This window comes from Streptomyces sp. NBC_01549, from assembly GCF_026339955.1.
Classification (GTDB): Bacteria; Actinomycetota; Actinomycetes; order Streptomycetales; family Streptomycetaceae; genus Streptomyces.
Genome location: NZ_JAPEPW010000001.1, coordinates 408875 through 425748, shown reverse-complemented (window position 1 = coordinate 425748; position 16874 = coordinate 408875). Strand labels below are relative to the sequence as shown.

Here is a 16874-nt window from a genome sequence, read left to right as displayed (position 1 = left end):
GTCGCCTCCGCTTTCGAGCACGGGGAACCCGAAGACCCGGACACGCATTCGTGAGCATTGGCAACCCCGAGGCATCCGCCGCGGTCGGGGTGTACCGCACCCTGGTCCCCACGGGCCTCAGACGCCGGATCGCGCGGCGCGTGCCGATGCGGCTGCGCATGGCGCTCAAGCAGCTGCTGCGCCGGCTCCAGTCTGTCACCCTGGGGGCCCGGTTCTTCCGCGGCCTGCGGGCCCGCCGCCGCTGGCCGCACCTGTTCGGCGAGGGCGAGCGGCTCGCGGTGCTCCCCGGCCAGGGCGCGCAGATCGCCCTCGTACGCCCCACGGTGTCGCCGCTCGGGCTGCGCGAGGCGAACCTCGAACTGGTGGCGACCCTGCTGGAGGAGGCGGGCGTCGACTACTTCGCGATCCGCGGGAACTCCGACTTCCGCTCCAGCCTGGCCGTCGCCGAAGCCGACCGCGACCGGGTCCGCCGGGCCCTGGACCGCTCCGCCGGCACCGGACCCGTCTACGTGAGCGCCTGCCACGGCGACAAGGCGACGGGCCGCACGGCACTGTGCGGCTCCCGGCGCGGCCGGCACGTCACCCACGCGTCGCGGGTGCTGCGCGTCGGCATGGTGTGGAGCGATCCGGCGGGCTCCCTGGTCCTCGGCCTGGAGTACGGCTGCGACATCGAGTTCTGGCAGCCGAGCGAAGGGCGCCTGGTGGCCCCCCGCCCCAACCGGATCACCGAGGACGTCGCCCTCGACGAGCCCCGGGTCACCATCCCGGTCAGCCGGCTCACGAGCTTCGCCGCCCTGCACACCCGCCGCACCCGCTCGGTGCGCACCATCCGGCCGTGCGCCGACGCGCTTCCCGAGGACGTCCGCTTCCCGATCGACGTCGTCTACACCTGAGTGGACGGCAACGACCCCGCCTGGCAGCACCGGCGCGCCGCGTTCGGACACGCCGGCTACCACACCGAGTCCGCGAACGCGGCCCGCTACATCAGCCGCGACGAACTGCGCGCCTACGCCAACCGCTTCTGGGGCTACAACCTCGACTCGGCGGCGGTCTCGGAGAAGGCCGAGTACCTCGCCACCTACGCGGGCCTCGACGCCCCGCAGTCCTGCCCCCACGGCACCTGCGAGCGCTGCGGGGACCGCCAGCTGGGGCCGAACCCCTTCCGCAGCACACACATGAGAAGCGCCGCCTACCGCTACTCGCCCACGACCGACTGGCTGCGCCTGGGCCCCGACGGCCGGCTGAACGCCTTCGGGGTGCTCGCCGGACGCCTCGCCTTCTGGACGGAGACCGCCCCCGCGAGCGGCGAGTGGAAGGGCCCCTTCGTCCTCGGCGACGGCTGGCTCGCCCCCACCCTCGCCGTCACCGGCGTACCCGGCGGCCCCGCCGAACTCGTCGGCCTGCGCCGCCAGTCGGTGGTCGGCAGCGGGGTCACCGTCGACGTCGTGCACACCGTGCAGGACCCCGACGGCAACGGCTTCAGCGGCTGGCGGACCCAGGAGAACCCGGACTGGTCCCACGGCGACGGCCGCCGCCAGCGCGAGGTGGGCGTGCCGTCCGCCGCCGTCGACGGCATGGGCCGACTCCACGTGTTCGTACGTGACTTCGCCCAGGGCATCAGCCTGCGCCGCCGTGACACCACGGGCGCCTGGACCCCCTGGGAGAACCTCGGCGGCTCCTTCGTCCAGGACGCGGGCACGGCACTGACCACCCAGCACGGCACGGTGGAGCTCTACGTCCCCGGCAAGAACACCGTATGGCGCTGGTACCAGCCCGAACCCGGCGGCCCCTTCACCCTCGACGACACCCTCAAGACCGGCCGCCCCGCGACCGGCGGCATCACCGCCGTCGACTCGGGCGCGGGCCGCACCTGCTTGTACTACCGGGAGGCCGGCACCCAGCAGGTCATGGCCTACCGTCAACACGCCGACGGCCGGTGGCCCGGATCCGGCGCCGGGCTCGGCGGCCACGGCGGTACGGGCGCCGTCGCCGCGCTGTGGGCACCCGAACGCGGCGCCCGGGAAGCCTTCCTGGCCCACCGGGGCAGCCGCGGCCGCCCCGTCGTGTCGCTGCCCGACCGTGACAAGGACATCTCCGGCACCCACTGGCGCGAGTCGGGCGACATGTTCGCCCACGCCCCCGCGATGGCACGCGACGCCGCGGGTGCCGTCGTCCTGGCGGTCATCGGCACCGACGGGCACCTGCACGTCCGCCGCCAGCTGTCACCGGCCGCGGGCAGCCCCTTGGGCCCCTGGCGATGACGGCCGGGCTCCGGATTAAAGTGAACCGGTGAACGGCGAATGGCTCAGACGCGGTCGTGACGGCAGGCTCAGTGCGTACCTGCTGTCGGGCACCGCCGTCCACTGCCGGGCGGAGCGCGGGCCCGGCGGCCCCTGGGACCCACCGCGCACCATCGGCGGCGCGCAGCGCCTGCACCCCGTCCTCGCCGTCGGCCAGGGCGCCGACGGCTACACCCATCTCGTCTCGTGGCGCCCCACGGTGCCCGGTGAGTCCGGGCTCGTCCACACCACGCACTTCCGGCCGCGGCTCGCCGCGCTCGACTGGCACCCGATCGGGCACCCCAACAAGACGGGTGACCGCACCGGTCCACCGGCCGTCGCCGTCGACGCCCAGGGGCGTGCCCACGTCTTCGTGCGGAACAAGGGCGGCGGGGTCAGCATGGTCGCCCAGAAGGAGAAGGGCGGCTGGGATCCCTGGCGCGACCTCAAGGGCAGTGACGTACGGGAGGATCTGGCGGCCGTGACGGGGGAGTCCGGGCTCGTCGAGCTGTACGCGGCACTGCCCGACGGGATCGCCCACTGGCGCCAGGAGGAGCCGGGCAAGCAGCCGGTGCTGCAGGAGTCCCTGGAGACATCGGTACGCCCCGGCACCCTCCGTGCCCTCGCCACCTCCCCCTCCGCCACCACCCTCTTCTTCACCGACGAGGCGGGTGACGTGTGCGCGTGGCGCCCGGGCACCAAGTCCGTCCCCGTGCTCGCGTCGGCCGGTCCCGGCCCCGTCTCGGCGATCCGCTGCGAACTCGACGGCTACGACTGCACGTTGCTCGCGCAGCGCTCGGCGAGCGGTCGGATCGTCTTCGCCGCGTATCCCACCGAGCAGGAGGCGGCGGGGGCGTGGTGGACCGAGTCGGGTCCCGGGCTTCCCGTCGGGGCCGAGGTGTCTCTCGCCGAGGACGAGGACGGGCGGGTGGTGGCGGCGACCCTGGCCCCGGGCAGCGAGGAGCTCCTCCTCACCCGACGCAAGGACGAACCGGGCTTGGCACTGGAGGCGTGGCGCCCGGTGTGACAGAAAGCCGGGGTGTGTTCTTCGGCTGCGGGCGGGTGTGGGCTGGTCGCGCAGTTCCCCGCGCCCCTGAAAGCGGGGCTCCGCCCCGCGTCTTCAGCCCGTCCGGCGTTTGAGGACGAGGCCGTTCAGGCCGATGCGGGGGCGAGGAAACGCCGGGTGCCCCGTACGCCACGTCGGCATACAGGGCACCCGTCAGACACAGCGGAGCGCTTACGCGGGGACGGAAGCCACCCCGACCTCCAGGAACCGCTTGCCGGTCACCCGCTCGGAGACGCCCTCACGGTCCAGGTACGGAGTGATCCCGCCCAGGTGGAAGGGCCAGCCCGCACCGGTGATCAGGCAGAGGTCGATGTCCTGGGCCTCGGCGACGACACCCTCGTCGAGCATCAGACGGATCTCCTGGGCGACCGCGTCCAGGACACGGGCGCGCACCTGCTCCTCCGTGAGGACCACGTCGCCCTGCTTCAGCAGCGCCGCGACCTCGGGGTCCAGCTCCGGCTTCCCGGAGTCGTACACGTAGAAGCCGCGCTTGCCCGCCTTGACGACGGCGGCGAGGTTCGGGGAGACCGTGAAGCGGTCCGGGAAGGCCCGGTTGAGGGTCTCCGAGACATGCAGACCGATCGCGGGGCCGACCAGCTCCAGCAGGACGAGGGGAGACATCGGCAGGCCCAGGGGCTCGACCGCCTTCTCCGCGACCTCGACCGGCGTGCCCTCGTCGATGACGTTCTGGATCTCGCCCATGAAGCGGGTGAGGATGCGGTTGACGACGAACGCCGGGGCGTCCTTCACCAGGACCGCGGTCTTCTTCAGCTTCTTGGCGACGGCGAACGCCGTGGCGAGCGAGGCGTCGTCCGTCTGCTCACCGCGCACGATCTCCAGCAGCGGCAGGATCGCGACCGGGTTGAAGAAGTGGAAGCCCACGACCCGCTCGGGGTTCTTCAGCTTCGACGCCATCTCCGTCACCGACAGCGAAGAGGTGTTCGTCGCGAGGATCGCGTGCGCCGGGGCGACCGCCTCGACCTCCGCGAACACCTGCTGCTTGACGCCGATCTCCTCGAAGACGGCCTCGATGATGAAGTCGGCGTCGGAGAAGCCCTCGGCCTTGTCCAGCACACCGGTCACCAGCGCCTTGAGGCGGTTGGCCTTGTCCTGGTTGATGCGGGACTTCGACAGCAGCTTGTCGATCTCGGCGTGGACATAGCCCACGCCCTTGTCGACGCGCTCCTGGTCGATGTCCGTCAGGACGACGGGCACTTCGAGGCGGCGCAGGAAGAGGAGGGCGAGCTGCGAGGCCATCAGGCCCGCGCCCACGACGCCCACCTTGGTGACCGGACGGGCCAGGCTCTTGTCCGGGGCGCCCGCCGGGCGCTTGCCGCGCTTCTGCACCAGGTTGAAGGCGTAGATGCCGGAACGCAGTTCGCCGCCCATGATCAGGTCGGCGAGGGCGATGTCCTCGGCGTCGTAGCCCTTCTGGAGGTCGCCGTCCTTGGCCGCCTCGATGATGTCGAGGGCGCGGTACGCGGCCGGAGCCGCCCCGTGCACCTTGCTGTCGGCGATGAACCGGCCCTTGGCGACGGCCTGGTCCCAGGCCTCCCCGCGGTCGATCTCGGGACGCTCGACCGTGATGTCGCCCTTGAGGACGGACGCGGTCCAGATCAGCGACTGCTCCAGGAAGTCGGCGCCCTCGAAGATGGCGTCGGCGATGCCGAGGTCGAAGACCTGCTTGCCCTTGAGCTGCTTGTTCTGGTTGAGCGAGTTCTCGATGATGACCGAGACGGCCTTGTCGGCGCCGATCAGGTTCGGGAGCAGCGTGCAGCCGCCCCAGCCCGGAACCAGGCCGAGGAAGACCTCGGGGAGGGAGAAGGCGGCGATCGCCTTCGAGACGGTCCGGTACGCGCAGTGCAGACCGACCTCGACGCCGCCGCCCATGGCCGCGCCGTTGTAGTACGCGAAGGTCGGCACCGCGATGCCCGCGAGGCGCTTGAAGACCTCGTGGCCGCCCTTGCCGATGGCGAGCGCGTCGTCGTGGTTCTTGAGGAGCTCGACGCCCTTCAGGTCCGCGCCGACCGCGAAGATGAACGGCTTGCCGGTGACGCCGACACCGACGATCTCGCCGGCCGCGGCCTCCTTCTCGACCTGGTCGATCGCGGCGCCCAGGTTCGCCAGCGAGGCCGGGCCGAAGGTGGTCGGCTTGGTGTGGTCGAAGCCGTTGTCCAGCGTGATGAGGGCGAAGCGCCCGGCGCCGAACGGCAGGTCGAGGTGACGTACGTTGGCCGACGTCACGACCTCGTCGGGGAACAGCTCGGCCGCACCCTTCAGGAGTTCAGCGGTGCTCACTTGTTGCCTCCGGCGTCCTTGTGGTGCGGGTTCTCCCAGATCACCGTGGCGCCCATGCCGAAGCCGACGCACATGGTGGTGAGGCCGTAACGGACCTCCGGCTGCTCCTCGAACTGGCGGGCCAGCTGCGTCATCAGACGCACGCCGGAGGAGGCGAGGGGGTGGCCGTAGGCGATCGCGCCGCCGTACTGGTTGACGCGCGCGTCGTCGTCGGCGATGCCGTAGTGCTCCAGGAAGGCCAGCACCTGGACGGCGAAGGCCTCGTTGATCTCGAAGAGGTTGATGTCCTCGATCGACAGGCCGGCCTGGGCGAGGGCCTTCTCGGTGGCCGGGATCGGGCCGTAGCCCATGACCTCCGGCTCGACGCCCGCGAAGGCGTACGAGACCAGGCGCATCTTGACCGGCAGGCCGTTCTCGCGGGCGAAGTCCTCGGAGGCGAGGATCGACGCGGTCGCACCGTCGTTCAGACCGGCGGCGTTACCGGCGGTGACCCGGCCGTGGACGCGGAACGGCGTCTTGAGCCCGGCCAGGTTCTCCAGCGTGGTGCCCGGGCGCATCGGCTCGTCGGCGGTGACCAGGCCCCAGCCGGTCTCACCGACCTCCGCGTTGGTGTTGCGCACCGAGATCGGCACCAGGTCCTGCTGGATCTTGCCGTTGGCGTACGCCTTGGCGGCCTTCTCCTGCGAGCGCACGGCGTACTCGTCGGCGCGCTGCTTGGTGATCGTGGGGTAGCGGTCGTGCAGGTTCTCGGCGGTCATGCCCATGAACAGGGCGGACTCGTCGACCAGCTTCTCGCTGACGAACCGCGGGTTGGGGTCCACGCCCTCGCCCATGGGGTGGCGGCCCATGTGCTCGACACCACCGGCGATGACGGCGTCGTACGCACCGAAGGCGATGGAGCCCGCGGTGGTGGTGACGGCGGTCAGCGCGCCCGCGCACATGCGGTCGATGGAGTAGCCGGGGACCGACTGGGGGAGACCGGCGAGGATGCCCGCCGTGCGGCCCAGCGTCAGACCCTGGTCACCGATCTGCGTGGTCGCGGCGATGGCAACCTCGTCGATCTTCTTCGGGTCGAGGCCCGGGTTGCGGCGCAGCAGCTCCCGGATGGCCTTCACGACGAGGTCGTCGGCGCGGGTCTCGTGGTAGATGCCCTTCGGGCCCGCCTTGCCGAACGGGGTGCGGACGCCGTCGACGAAGACGACGTCCCTGACGGTACGAGGCACGATGGCTCTCCTCCAGATGCGGGATGGCACTGCTGCGCGACGCACACGCCCTGAGCGCGCGCTCACCCCTCATGCTACTTGCGAGTAACCACCCTGCCCACCCCCGACGGCGGGAGCGGCGAACGTCACACGAAAGCCGTCCGAGGATCTTGGCGTGATCTCGACGTCGCTCTTTCGCTTCAAGGGCCCCGAAAGGGGCGCGGGGAACTGCGCGAGCAGCCCAGAACAACCCGCAGTCGCCGTACGACAGAACCACGTACGGCGACTAGGCCCCCTTCGCCGCCAGCGCCTCCACCAATGCCGGTGTGACCAACTCCACCTGCCACGCCCGCGCCCCGTACCCGGCAAGCGCGGCCGAGACCGACTCGGTGTCGGCGCCGACCGGCGGCTCCCAGCACACCCGCCGCACCGTGTCCGGGGTGATCAGATTCTCCTGCGGCATGTTGAGCTGCTCGGCCAGCGCCGACACGGCCGCGCGCGCCGCGGAGAGCCGGGCTGCGGCGGCCGGGTCCTTGTCGGCCCAGGCGCGTGGCGGGGGAGGTCCGGTGACGGGCTGCCCCGGCTGCGGCAGCTCGGCTTCCGGCAGCGCCTTCGCGCGATCCACGGCGGCCTGCCACTGCTCCAGCTGGCGCCGCCCCATCCGGTGCCCGAACCCGTTCAGCGCGGCCAGCGCGTGCACGTTGGCCGGAAGGGAGAGCGCGGCCTCCACGATGGCCGCGTCCCCCAGCACCTTGCCCGGCGAGATGTCCCGGCGCTGGGCGATCCGGTCCCGGGTCTCCCACAGGTCCTGTACGACGGCCATCTGCCGACGGCGGCGCACCTTGTGCATCCCGGACGTGCGACGCCAGGGGTCCTTGCGCGGCGGCGCGGGCTCGGCCTGCGCGATCGCGTCGAACTCCTGCCGGGCCCACTCCAGCTTGCCCTGCCGGTCGAGCTCCTTCTCCAGGGCGTCGCGCAGGTCGACGAGCAGTTCCACGTCGAGCGCGGCGTAGCGCAGCCACGGCTCCGGGAGCGGACGCGTGGACCAGTCGACCGCGGAGTGCCCCTTCTCCAGTACGAAGCCGAGCACGCTCTCGACCATCGCGCCCAGGCCCACTCGGGGGAACCCGGCCAGGCGGCCGGCCAGCTCGGTGTCGAAGAGCCGCGTCGGCACCATGCCTATCTCGCGCAGACACGGCAGGTCCTGGGTGGCGGCGTGCAGCACCCATTCGACGCCGGAGATGGCCTCGCCGAGCCCAGAGAGGTCGGGACAGGCGATGGGGTCGATCAGCGCCGTACCCGCGCCCTCACGGCGCAGCTGCACCAGATAGGCGCGCTGGCCGTATCGGTATCCGGACGCGCGTTCGGCGTCCACGGCCACGGGGCCGGAGCCGGCGGCGAAGGCCGCGATCACCTCGGCGAGCGAGGTCTCGTCGGCGACGACGGGCGGAATGCCCTCTCGGGGCTCAAGCAAAGGGGTCGGCGCCGATTCGACGTCGTCCGGAGGGCCGCCTCCGGTGGTTCGCAGTGAGCTGTCTTCTGCGGTCTCTTGGGCGTCGGTCACCTGTCAAGGGTATCCGTGTATGGACTACACCCGCCGACGGAACGTTCCGTCGGCGGGTGCAGGGGGGTCGTAAACCAGTCAGGTCGGTGAAAGATCCGGTCCGGTGGGGGGTGTGCCCCCGCTTCAGTGGATGATCCCCGTCCGCAGGGCGACCGCCACCATCCCGGCGCGGTCGCCCGTGCCGAGCTTGCGGGCGATGCGGGCGAGGTGGCTCTTGACGGTCAGCGCGGACAGGCCCATCGAGACGCCGATGGCTTTGTTCGACTGGCCCTCGGCGACGAGCCGGAGCACCTCGACCTCGCGGCCGGAGAGCTCGCGGTAGCCGCCCGGGTGGCTCGGGGCACCCGGGGGGCGGCGGTGCATACGGGCGGCGGCCGAGCCGATGGGCGCGACACCGGGTCGGGTGGGGAGCCCGACGTTCGTACGGGTGCCGGTGACGACATAGCCCTTGACGCCGCCCGCGAGGGCGTTGCGCACGGCGCCGATGTCGTCGGCCGCGGAGAGGGCGAGGCCGTTGGGCCAGCCCGCGGCTCGGGTCTCGGACAGCAGGGTGAGCCCGCTGCCGTCGGGCAGGTGGACGTCGGCGACACAGATGTCGCGCGGGTTGCCGATTCGGGGACGGGCCTCCGCGACGGACGACGCCTCGATGACGTCGCGTACTCCGAGCGCCCAGAGGTGGCGGGTGACGGTGGATCGGACCCGTGGGTCGGCCACGACCACCATGGCGGTCGGCTTGTTCGGGCGGTAGGCGACCAGGCTTGCGGGCTGCTCGAGGAGAACGGACACCAGGCCTCCTGGGGGTGCGGGACGGAACCGGCTGTGGGGATGGTGCCGGGGCGAACCGTGCTTTCAAGGTCACAGACGTCTTCGGCATCAAACCCGTCCGCCTTTAGAGAATGATCACGATTTGGTGAGTAACAATCCGTGCAATTCAGACACATGATCGATCGTCCGAAGATCGAACCGAGTCATTCCATGTCGCGACACGGCTGAAAGTGGCCGTATCGACAAAGCCTCGGCAAGGAACTCGGTAAAGGGCGCGGCGTTCCGCGCGATCGGAAAGGGCGCCCGTTCGACGTGACACGGGCGCCCCGGAGGACGGAGAAGACGGAATCCGGGTGTTCAGCGGGACTGCGGCCCCCGGCGCTGCGGGAGGGTCACCACCGAGGCGTCGCCCGGCCCCGCCGGGGGCAGGCCCGCGATCTGGCAGAGCAGATCGCACCAGGCGGCGAGGTGCGTGGCCGTGTCCGGTACGCCGCCCAGGCCCTCGCGAGGCGTCCAGGAGGCGCGGATCTCGATCTGCGACGCGGAGGGCCGCTCGGACAGCCCCCCGAAGTAGTGCGAGCTCGCCCGGGTGACGGTGCCGCTCGGTTCGCCGTACGACAGGCCGCGGGCCTGCAGCGCGCCGGTCAGCCACGACCAGGAGACGTCCGGGAGCAGCGGGTCGGCCGCCATCTCCGGCTCCAGCTCCGCACGGACCAGCGTCACCAGCCGGAAGGAGCCCTGCCAGGCGTCGTGACCCGCCGGGTCGTGCAGCAGGATGAGCCTGCCGTCCGCCAGGTCCTCGTCGTCGGCGACGACCGCGGCCTCCAGCGCATACGCGTACGGGGCCAGGCGCTGCGGTGGCCGCGTCGGGTCGATCTCGATCTCGGGCCGCAGCCGCGCGGCCCTCAGTGCGTCGACGGCAGCCCGGAAGGGCGGCGGACCCGTCTCCCTCGCATCACCGTCCCCCTCCTTGGCATCGTCCATTTCGCCAGCGCCGTCCGACAGTCGTCCCTGAGCCGCAGCCATGCGGGGAAGATTAAGGGGAACGGAGCCCGCGCGCAGGGAGAGACACCCGTGCGCCGGACCACTGTCCGGATCGCGGCCCGCGAAACGCGCAGACGGGAGGGGCCCGGTCCGGGCGCCGGAGCCCGGCACTCGTGGGGCTGTGGGGCGTGCGAGACTTTCCGTCGTGAGTGCCAATGACCGCCCCGCCACGGGCCAGCCGCCGACAGCCACGTACGAGTCCGCCTTCCTGAAGGCGTGCAGGCGCGAGCCCGTGCCGCACACGCCGGTGTGGTTCATGCGGCAGGCCGGTCGCTCGCTGCCCGAGTACCTCAAGGTGCGCGAGGGCATCGCCATGCTGGACTCCTGCATGCGGCCCGAGCTGGTCGCCGAGATCACGCTCCAGCCCGTACGCCGGCACAACGTGGACGCGGCGATCTACTTCAGCGACATCGTCGTCCCGCTGAAGGCCATCGGCATCGACCTCGACATCAAGCCGGGCGTCGGCCCGGTCGTCGCGAACCCGATCCGCACCCGCGCCGACCTGGCCCAGCTGCGCGATCTGACCCCTGAGGATGTTTGGTACGTCACCGAGGCGATCAAGCTCCTGACGGCCGAGCTCGGCGAGACCCCGCTCATCGGTTTCGCGGGCGCGCCTTTCACTCTCGCGAGTTACCTCGTGGAGGGCGGCCCGTCCAAGAACCACGAGCACACCAAGGCGCTCATGTACGGCGACCCGCAGCTGTGGGCCGACCTGCTCGACCGTCTCGCCGAGATCACCTCCGCCTTCCTGAAGGTGCAGATCGAGGCGGGCGCGAGCGCCGTCCAGCTCTTCGACTCCTGGGTCGGCGCCCTGGCACCCGCCGACTACCGGCGCTCGGTGATGCCCGCGTCCACCAAGGTCTTCGAGTCCGTGGCCGGATACGGCGTGCCGCGCATCCACTTCGGCGTCGGCACCGGCGAGCTGCTCGGCCTCATGGGCGAGGCGGGCGCGGACGTCGTCGGCGTCGACTGGCGCGTCCCGCTCGACGAGGCCGCACGCCGTGTCGGCCCCGGCAAGGCGCTCCAGGGCAACCTCGACCCCGCCGTCCTGTTCTCCACCACCGAGGCCGTCGAGACCAAGACCCGTGAGGTGCTGGACGCCGCCGCCGGTCTCGAGGGCCATGTCTTCAACCTCGGCCACGGCGTCCCGCCGAGCACCGACCCGGACGCGCTGACCCGCCTCGTGGAGTACGTCCACCAGCAGACCGCGCGCTGACCTCGTACGGGGGACGCCGCACGGCTCAGCACCGCATGCCTCCTCGCCGCACGCCTCACCAGCTGTGCCGCGCCTGTCTGCCGAACAGCAGGCTGCGCGGTTCCGGCGGTGGCGGGGTGCCCGGGCGCAGCGGCCAGGCCAGCAGCATCCCCACGAGGAAGCCGACCACGTGGGCCTCGTACGCCACGGTTCCGGCGGTGGAGACGCCGCCGCCGGACGAGTACACCGCCTGCAGCGCGAACCAGAAGCCCAGCACCAGCCACGCGGGCAGCCGCAGCGGCAGGAAGACCAGGAACGGGACGAGCACCCAGACCCTGGCCCTCGGATAGAGCACCAGATAGGCGCCGAGGACTCCGGCGATCGCTCCGGAGGCGCCGATCAGCGGGTCGGCCGAGTCGGCGTTGAGGTACGCGAAGCCGTACGCGGCCGCGTAACCGCACGCCACGTAGAACACCGCGAACCGCACATGTCCGAGGCGGTCTTCGATGTTGTTGCCGAAGATCAGCAGGAAGAGCATGTTGCCGAGCAGGTGCAGCCAGCTGCCGTGCAGGAACATCGCGGTGAGGACCGAGAGCGGCGGCGACTTGTCGTACGTCGGCGGGCCCACCAGACACCCGGGTCCCCCCGCCCCGACGCCGACCTCACCGGTCGGTACGAGGCGGGGCGCATGGTGGTGGATCAACTCCTGCGGTACCGCGGCGTAGTGCTCCAGGAACGCGTGCAGATGGCACAGTTGGGAGAGCCCGCTGTCACCCGCCACGGATCCGGCGAGGCCGGGCGTGTAGAGGAATACCAGGACATTGGCGGCGATCAGTGCATACGTCACATAGGGCGTGCGGCGCACCGGGTTCACGTCATGGACGGGGATGACCACGAGGAACTAGTGCCCGGGATACGCCGGGTGAATCCGTGAACGCCCCCGCCGCCGTGTCCGTATGTCTCCTCAACCGCCCGCGCCGCGACGAAGACGCGACGCGAGGAAGACGTGAGGACACAGGCGATGAACGACCGAGTTACTCCTCCGATGCATGCCCTGCCCGACGGCGAGGCGGAAATCGCCCTGGTGCTGCACCTCCCCTGGGAGGACGTCGCCGCGCTCGGCCAGGAGGCCGGACGGCTCGCGGCGCGGATGCAGCGGCCGGTGACCCTGGACGAGGCCGTCAGCCACCGGTTGCGCTCCGCGCGGCCGGCCGCCCATGCCAAGCCGCCCACCACGCAGCCCGCGGCCGTCACCGCCTCGGCGTCGGTGTCCTCGTTGCCGGCGCGGCCGCCGGCCGAGCAGGCGCGGCAGGCGATAGACCGCATCAACGGGAACGCGGGGCACGAGTCCGCGTAGGCGCGCGGCCTCGCCCCCCTTTGGGGCGCTCCACTTACACGGCGTTTCTGCGTACCGCCGTCACCGCCTTGCGTGCCGCCACCAGGATGGGGTCCCACACGGGTGAGAACGGGGGCGCGTATCCCAGGTCCAGGGATGTCATCTGTTCCACCGTCATGCCCGCGGTCAGCGCCACCGCGGCGATGTCGACCCGCTTCGCCGCGCCTTCCCCGCCGACGATCTGCACGCCGAGCAGCCGCCCCGTGCGGCGCTCGGCGAGCATCTTCACCGTCATGAGGTCCGCGTCCGGGTAGTAGCCCGCGCGGGCGGTCGACTCGATGGTGACGGTCTCGAACCGCAGGCCCGCCCGGTGCGCGTCCTTCTCGCGCAGCCCGGTGCGGGCGATCTCCAGGTCGCAGACCTTGCTCACGGCCGTGCCGACGACACCGGGGAAGGTCGCGTACCCGCCGCCCACGTTGGTGCCGATGACCTGCCCGTGCTTGTTGGCGTGCGTGCCCAGCGCGATGTGCCGTTCGCGTCCCGAGAGCAGGTCGAGCACCTCGACACAGTCGCCGCCGGCCCAGACGTTCTCCTGCCCGCGCACCCGCATCGCCAGGTCCGTGAGCAGCCCGCCGTGGTCGCCGAGGGGGAGTCCCGCGGCCCGTGCGAGCGTGGTCTCGGGGCGTACGCCGATGCCGAGCACGACCACGTCCGCCGGGTACTCGGCGTCCTCGGTGGCCACCGCGCGCACCCGACCGTCCTCCCCGGTGCGGAGCTCGGTGATCTCGGCGTCGTTGACCATGGTGATGCCCAGGTTCTCCATGGCCGTGTGGACCAGTCGGCCCATGTCGGGATCGAGCGTGGACATCGGCTCCTTGCCGCGGTTGACGACGGTCACCTCGTACCCGCGGTTGATGAGCGCCTCGGCCATCTCCACGCCGATGTAGCCCGCGCCGACGACCACCGCGCGCCGACCCTCGGTCGAGGCCAGTGTGTCCAGGAGGGCCTGGCCGTCGTCCAGGGTCTGCACGCCGTGCACACCCGGAGCGTCGACGCCCGGCAGGTCGGGGCGGATCGGGCGGGCGCCGGTCGCGATCACGAGTTTGTCGTACGAGGTCCACTCCTCGGCCCCGGTCTCGAGGTCGAGCGAGCGGACGCGACTGCCCGCCAGGTCGATTTCGGTGACCTCGGTGCGCATCCGCAGGTCGATCGCGCGCTCCCGGTGTTCCGCCGGGCTCCGCGCGATCAGCCGGTCCCGCTCGGGGACGTCGCCGCCCACCCAGTACGGGATGCCGCAGGCCGAGTAGGAGCTGAAGTGGCCGCGTTCGAACGCCACGATCTCCAGCTCGTCGGGCCCGCGCATCCGGCGTGCCTGTGACGCGGCGGACATGCCCGCCGCGTCACCCCCGATCACGACCAGTCGCTCCGTACGGCTCATGCTCATGCGAACACGCTACGGGGGCCCGGCATTTCAGTCCTCTTCGCCACCCTCTTCTCAGTCCTCTTCGCCACCCTCTTCGCGCACCGGCGGCGCCACCGGCAGCGACCCCGCGCTCGCGGGAGCCGTCTCGGCCGCGGGCCGGCGCGGCCGCCCCGTGCGGGCGAGGCGCAGCCACAGCGCCACGAGGAGCCCCGCGCTCAGCAGGAACGGGAGCACCGCGCCGAACGCCACCGCGATCCAGCGCAGCATCGTGACGAACGCGTCCCAGCCGCCCGTCAGCGCGTCCACGAAGCCCGTGGAGTCGGACTTCTTCCCGGCGTCCTTCAGCGGCGTCTCGGAGAGGGAGAGCGTGATGGTGGCCAGGCTGGTGCGGTCCTTCAGGGACGCCTGCTGGGCGAGCAGGGCGTCCAGGTCGGACTCGCGGGTGCTCAACTCCCCTTCCAGGGCGACCACATCGCTGAGCTTGGTGGCCCGGTCCATCAGCTCACGGACCCGCGCCACGCTGACGCGCTGCGACTTGACGCGGCTCTCCACGTCGACGACCTGGTCGGTGACGTCCTGCGCCTTGGCCGTCCGCTCGACGACCTTCCCGGTGCCCTCCAGGGAGGAGAGCACCGCGTCGTACCGGTCGGTGGGCACACGCAGTACGGCTCGGGTGCGCTCGCGGCCACCGCCGTCCCGGGTGGTCGTCTCGTTGCCGACGTAGCCGCCCGCGTCGACGGCCGCGGTGCGGGCCTCGTCCAGCGCCTTGGGCACGTCCTTGACCCGCAGGGTCAGCGAGGCGGTGCGGATGATGTGGCTGCCGGCCGGGACGGACGTGCCGGTGGCCTTGGACGGGGTGGTGGACTTGGCGCCGCCCGCGCCCGAGGCGGCGTCGGCCGCGGCGCCCGAGTGGGCGTTCCCGGCGCCCGGCGCGGCCGCCTTGTCGGCGGTGGAGTCGGAGCCACCGCCGGCGGCGCCACAGCCGGTCACCGCGAGGGCAGCGGCGAGGAGTATCCCGGCCAGGACCGGGCCGGTTCGAGCGGAACGTCGTGTGTACATGTGGGCGTACCCCCGTGGCTGGTGACTGCTGACCCTCCTTCGACGCCGGGACCGGGCGCGACGTTGGCGGGATCAGGTCCCGATGCGGTCACGGTCGGGACTCGCGCGGGACACCGCCGTACCCGACGACGGCACTGGGGCCCGGCGGGCCTGTCAGCGGGGTCTGAGAAGGTGGAGTCATGCGCGCACAGGACAGTCGTACGGGTACGGGACAGGTCGTCGTCATCGGGGGCGGGATCGCCGGTCTGGCCGCCGCCCACCGCCTGCTGGACCGCGGCGCGCGGGTGACCGTCCTGGAGGCGTCGGACCGCGTCGGCGGCAAGCTGCTGCCCGGCGAGATCGCGGGCGCACGGGTCGATCTCGGCGCCGAGTCGATGCTCGCCCGCCGCCCGGAAGCGGTCGCCCTCGCCCGCGAGGTGGGCCTCGCCGACCGCCTCCAGCCGCCCGCCACCGCGACCGCCTCCCTGTGGACGCGCGGCGCGCTGCGCCCCATGCCCAAGGGCCACGTCATGGGCGTGCCCGGCACCGCGGCCGCCCTCTCCGGCGTCCTCTCCGAGGAGGGCCTGGCCCGCATCGAGCGCGACGCCGACCTGCCCCGCACGGAGGTCGGCGACGACGTGGCGGTGGGGGAGTACGTGGCGGCACGCCTCGGCCGCGAGGTCGTCGACCGCCTGGTCGAGCCCCTCCTGGGCGGCGTCTACGCGGGCGACGCGTACCGCATCTCGATGCGCCTGGCCGTTCCCCAGCTCTTCGCCGCCGTCCGCACCCATGTCTCCCTGACCGAGGCGGTCCGCGAGATCCAGGCGAAGGCGGCCACGGCCCAGCAGACCGGGCCGGTGTTCATGGGCATCGAGGGCGGCGTGGGCCAACTTCCGCTCGCGGTCGCGCGGTCGGTGCGGGCGCGGGGCGGCGAGATCGTCACCGGCGCCCCGGTCACGGAGCTGCGCCGCACCGAGGACGGCGGCTGGCGAGTGGTGGCCGGGGGCCGCGTCCTGCACGCGGACGGGGTCGTCGTCGCGGTGCCCGCCGGCGCGGCCGCCGCCCTGCTGCGGGCCGAGACGCCCGCCGCGGCCACCGAGCTGGCCGGTGTGGAGTACGCCTCCATGGCGCTGGTGACACTCGCCTACCGGCGCGCCGACACCGCCCTCCCCGAAGGGAGCGGTTTCCTGGTGCCGCCGGTGGACGGCCACACCATCAAGGCATCCACCTTCGCCTCCCAGAAGTGGGGCTGGATCGCCGAGGAGAACCCCGACCTGCTCGTCCTGCGCACCTCCGTCGGGCGGTACGGCGAGACGGAGGTACTGGGCCGCGACGACGCCGACCTCGTGGACGTCTCCAGGAACGACCTGCGCGAGGCCACCGGCCTGGCCGCCGAGCCCGTGGCGACCCGGGTGACCCGGTGGGACGACGGCCTGCCGCAGTACCCCGTCGGTCACCACACGCGTGTGGCCCGCGTCCGTGAGCACGTGGCCAAGCTCCCGGGGCTCGCCGTCTGCGGCGCGGCGTACGACGGGGTCGGCATCCCCGCGTGCGTCGCGAGCGCGTACGCCGCCGTGGACCAGCTCGGCGGCGACCACGCGGGACTGGACGCGCTGAGGGCGAACCCGGTGCAGAGCCTGCACGGCGGAGCGGGAGAATAGCCT

14 protein-coding genes are annotated in these 16874 nt (G+C 72.1%); 6 read left to right on the top strand and 8 right to left on the bottom strand.

Features of this window, described 5'->3' with window-relative positions; genetic code table 11:
- Window positions 1–50: 50 nt before the first annotated feature.
- From OG819_RS01800 to OG819_RS01790, 3 genes are read left to right on the top strand one after another with little or no spacing between them, the layout of a single operon-like run.
- Window positions 51–893, top strand: a complete 843-nt coding sequence (locus tag OG819_RS01800) for a hypothetical protein (RefSeq protein ID WP_266647700.1) — start codon at window positions 51–53, stop codon at window positions 891–893.
- The gene (locus OG819_RS01795; RefSeq protein ID WP_266647698.1) at window positions 894–2261 is read left to right on the top strand and encodes a hypothetical protein; all 1368 of its coding nucleotides are present in this window, start codon (window positions 894–896) and stop codon (window positions 2259–2261) included. It abuts the gene before it with no gap.
- 28 nt (window positions 2262–2289) lie between these two features.
- Window positions 2290–3306 (top strand): hypothetical protein, encoded by a 1017-nt coding sequence (locus OG819_RS01790; protein WP_266647696.1) that lies wholly within the window; start codon window positions 2290–2292, stop codon window positions 3304–3306.
- Between the two features lie 210 nt (window positions 3307–3516).
- Here OG819_RS01790 and OG819_RS01785 read toward each other — a convergent pair whose 3' ends face one another.
- From OG819_RS01785 to OG819_RS01765, 5 genes are all read right to left on the bottom strand, one after another.
- Window positions 3517–5643 carry a 3-hydroxyacyl-CoA dehydrogenase NAD-binding domain-containing protein gene (locus OG819_RS01785; RefSeq protein WP_266629836.1) on the bottom strand — a complete coding sequence of 709 codons (2127 nt, stop codon included), beginning with the start codon at window positions 5641–5643 and terminating at the stop codon, window positions 3517–3519.
- Window positions 5640–6866, bottom strand: coding sequence for an acetyl-CoA C-acyltransferase (locus tag OG819_RS01780; protein ID WP_099920196.1), 1227 nt, complete (start codon window positions 6864–6866; stop codon window positions 5640–5642). Before OG819_RS01780 ends, OG819_RS01785 begins: the two co-directional genes overlap by 4 nt.
- A 265-nt stretch (window positions 6867–7131) precedes the next feature.
- Complete coding sequence (locus OG819_RS01775; protein ID WP_266647694.1) at window positions 7132–8409, bottom strand: ribonuclease D; 1278 nt, start codon at window positions 8407–8409, stop codon at window positions 7132–7134.
- A 123-nt stretch (window positions 8410–8532) separates the two neighbouring features.
- Window positions 8533–9195, bottom strand: a complete 663-nt coding sequence (locus OG819_RS01770; protein WP_054234007.1) for a response regulator transcription factor — start codon at window positions 9193–9195, stop codon at window positions 8533–8535.
- Between the two features lie 336 nt (window positions 9196–9531).
- Window positions 9532–10200, bottom strand: coding sequence for a DUF3000 domain-containing protein (locus OG819_RS01765; protein WP_266647692.1), 669 nt, complete (start codon window positions 10198–10200; stop codon window positions 9532–9534).
- Window positions 10201–10363: 163 nt separating this feature from the next.
- Here OG819_RS01765 and hemE point away from each other — a divergent pair, with 163 nt between their 5' ends.
- Window positions 10364–11434: a uroporphyrinogen decarboxylase gene (gene hemE / locus OG819_RS01760; RefSeq protein ID WP_266629841.1), complete on the top strand. Its 1071-nt coding sequence runs from the start codon at window positions 10364–10366 to the stop codon at window positions 11432–11434.
- A gap of 55 nt (window positions 11435–11489) precedes the next feature.
- Here hemE and OG819_RS01755 read toward each other — a convergent pair whose 3' ends face one another.
- Window positions 11490–12308, bottom strand: coding sequence for a rhomboid family intramembrane serine protease (locus OG819_RS01755; RefSeq protein ID WP_266629843.1), 819 nt, complete (start codon window positions 12306–12308; stop codon window positions 11490–11492).
- A 126-nt stretch (window positions 12309–12434) separates the two neighbouring features.
- Here OG819_RS01755 and OG819_RS01750 point away from each other — a divergent pair, with 126 nt between their 5' ends.
- Window positions 12435–12770 carry a hypothetical protein gene (locus tag OG819_RS01750; protein WP_266586731.1) on the top strand — a complete coding sequence of 112 codons (336 nt, stop codon included), beginning with the start codon at window positions 12435–12437 and terminating at the stop codon, window positions 12768–12770.
- A 34-nt stretch (window positions 12771–12804) separates the two neighbouring features.
- Here OG819_RS01750 and OG819_RS01745 read toward each other — a convergent pair whose 3' ends face one another.
- Entirely contained in the window at window positions 12805–14193 is a 1389-nt protein-coding gene (locus tag OG819_RS01745; RefSeq protein WP_266629845.1) for an FAD-dependent oxidoreductase, read from the bottom strand.
- 51 nt (window positions 14194–14244) lie between these two features.
- A complete protein-coding gene (locus OG819_RS01740; RefSeq protein WP_266629847.1) occupies window positions 14245–15231 on the bottom strand; it encodes a DUF4349 domain-containing protein in 987 nt (328 codons plus the stop codon).
- A 179-nt stretch (window positions 15232–15410) separates the two neighbouring features.
- Here OG819_RS01740 and hemG point away from each other — a divergent pair, with 179 nt between their 5' ends.
- On the top strand, window positions 15411–16871 hold the full coding sequence (gene hemG, locus OG819_RS01735) for a protoporphyrinogen oxidase (protein WP_266647690.1): 1461 nt from the start codon (window positions 15411–15413) through the stop codon (window positions 16869–16871).
- The last annotated feature ends 3 nt before the right edge of the window (window positions 16872–16874 follow it).

What these genes read in the sequence shown, in the direction of transcription:
- OG819_RS01745 (WP_266629845.1), bottom strand. Translation starts at nt 14,193, where the DNA reads ATGAGCATGAGCCGTACGGAGCGACTGGTCGTGATCGGGGGTGACGCG.
- OG819_RS01750 (WP_266586731.1), top strand. Translation starts at nt 12,435, where the DNA reads ATGAACGACCGAGTTACTCCTCCGATGCATGCCCTGCCCGACGGCGAG.
- hemG (WP_266647690.1), top strand. Translation starts at nt 15,411, where the DNA reads ATGCGCGCACAGGACAGTCGTACGGGTACGGGACAGGTCGTCGTCATC.
- OG819_RS01765 (WP_266647692.1), bottom strand. Translation starts at nt 10,200, where the DNA reads ATGGCTGCGGCTCAGGGACGACTGTCGGACGGCGCTGGCGAAATGGAC.
- OG819_RS01740 (WP_266629847.1), bottom strand. Translation starts at nt 15,231, where the DNA reads ATGTACACACGACGTTCCGCTCGAACCGGCCCGGTCCTGGCCGGGATA.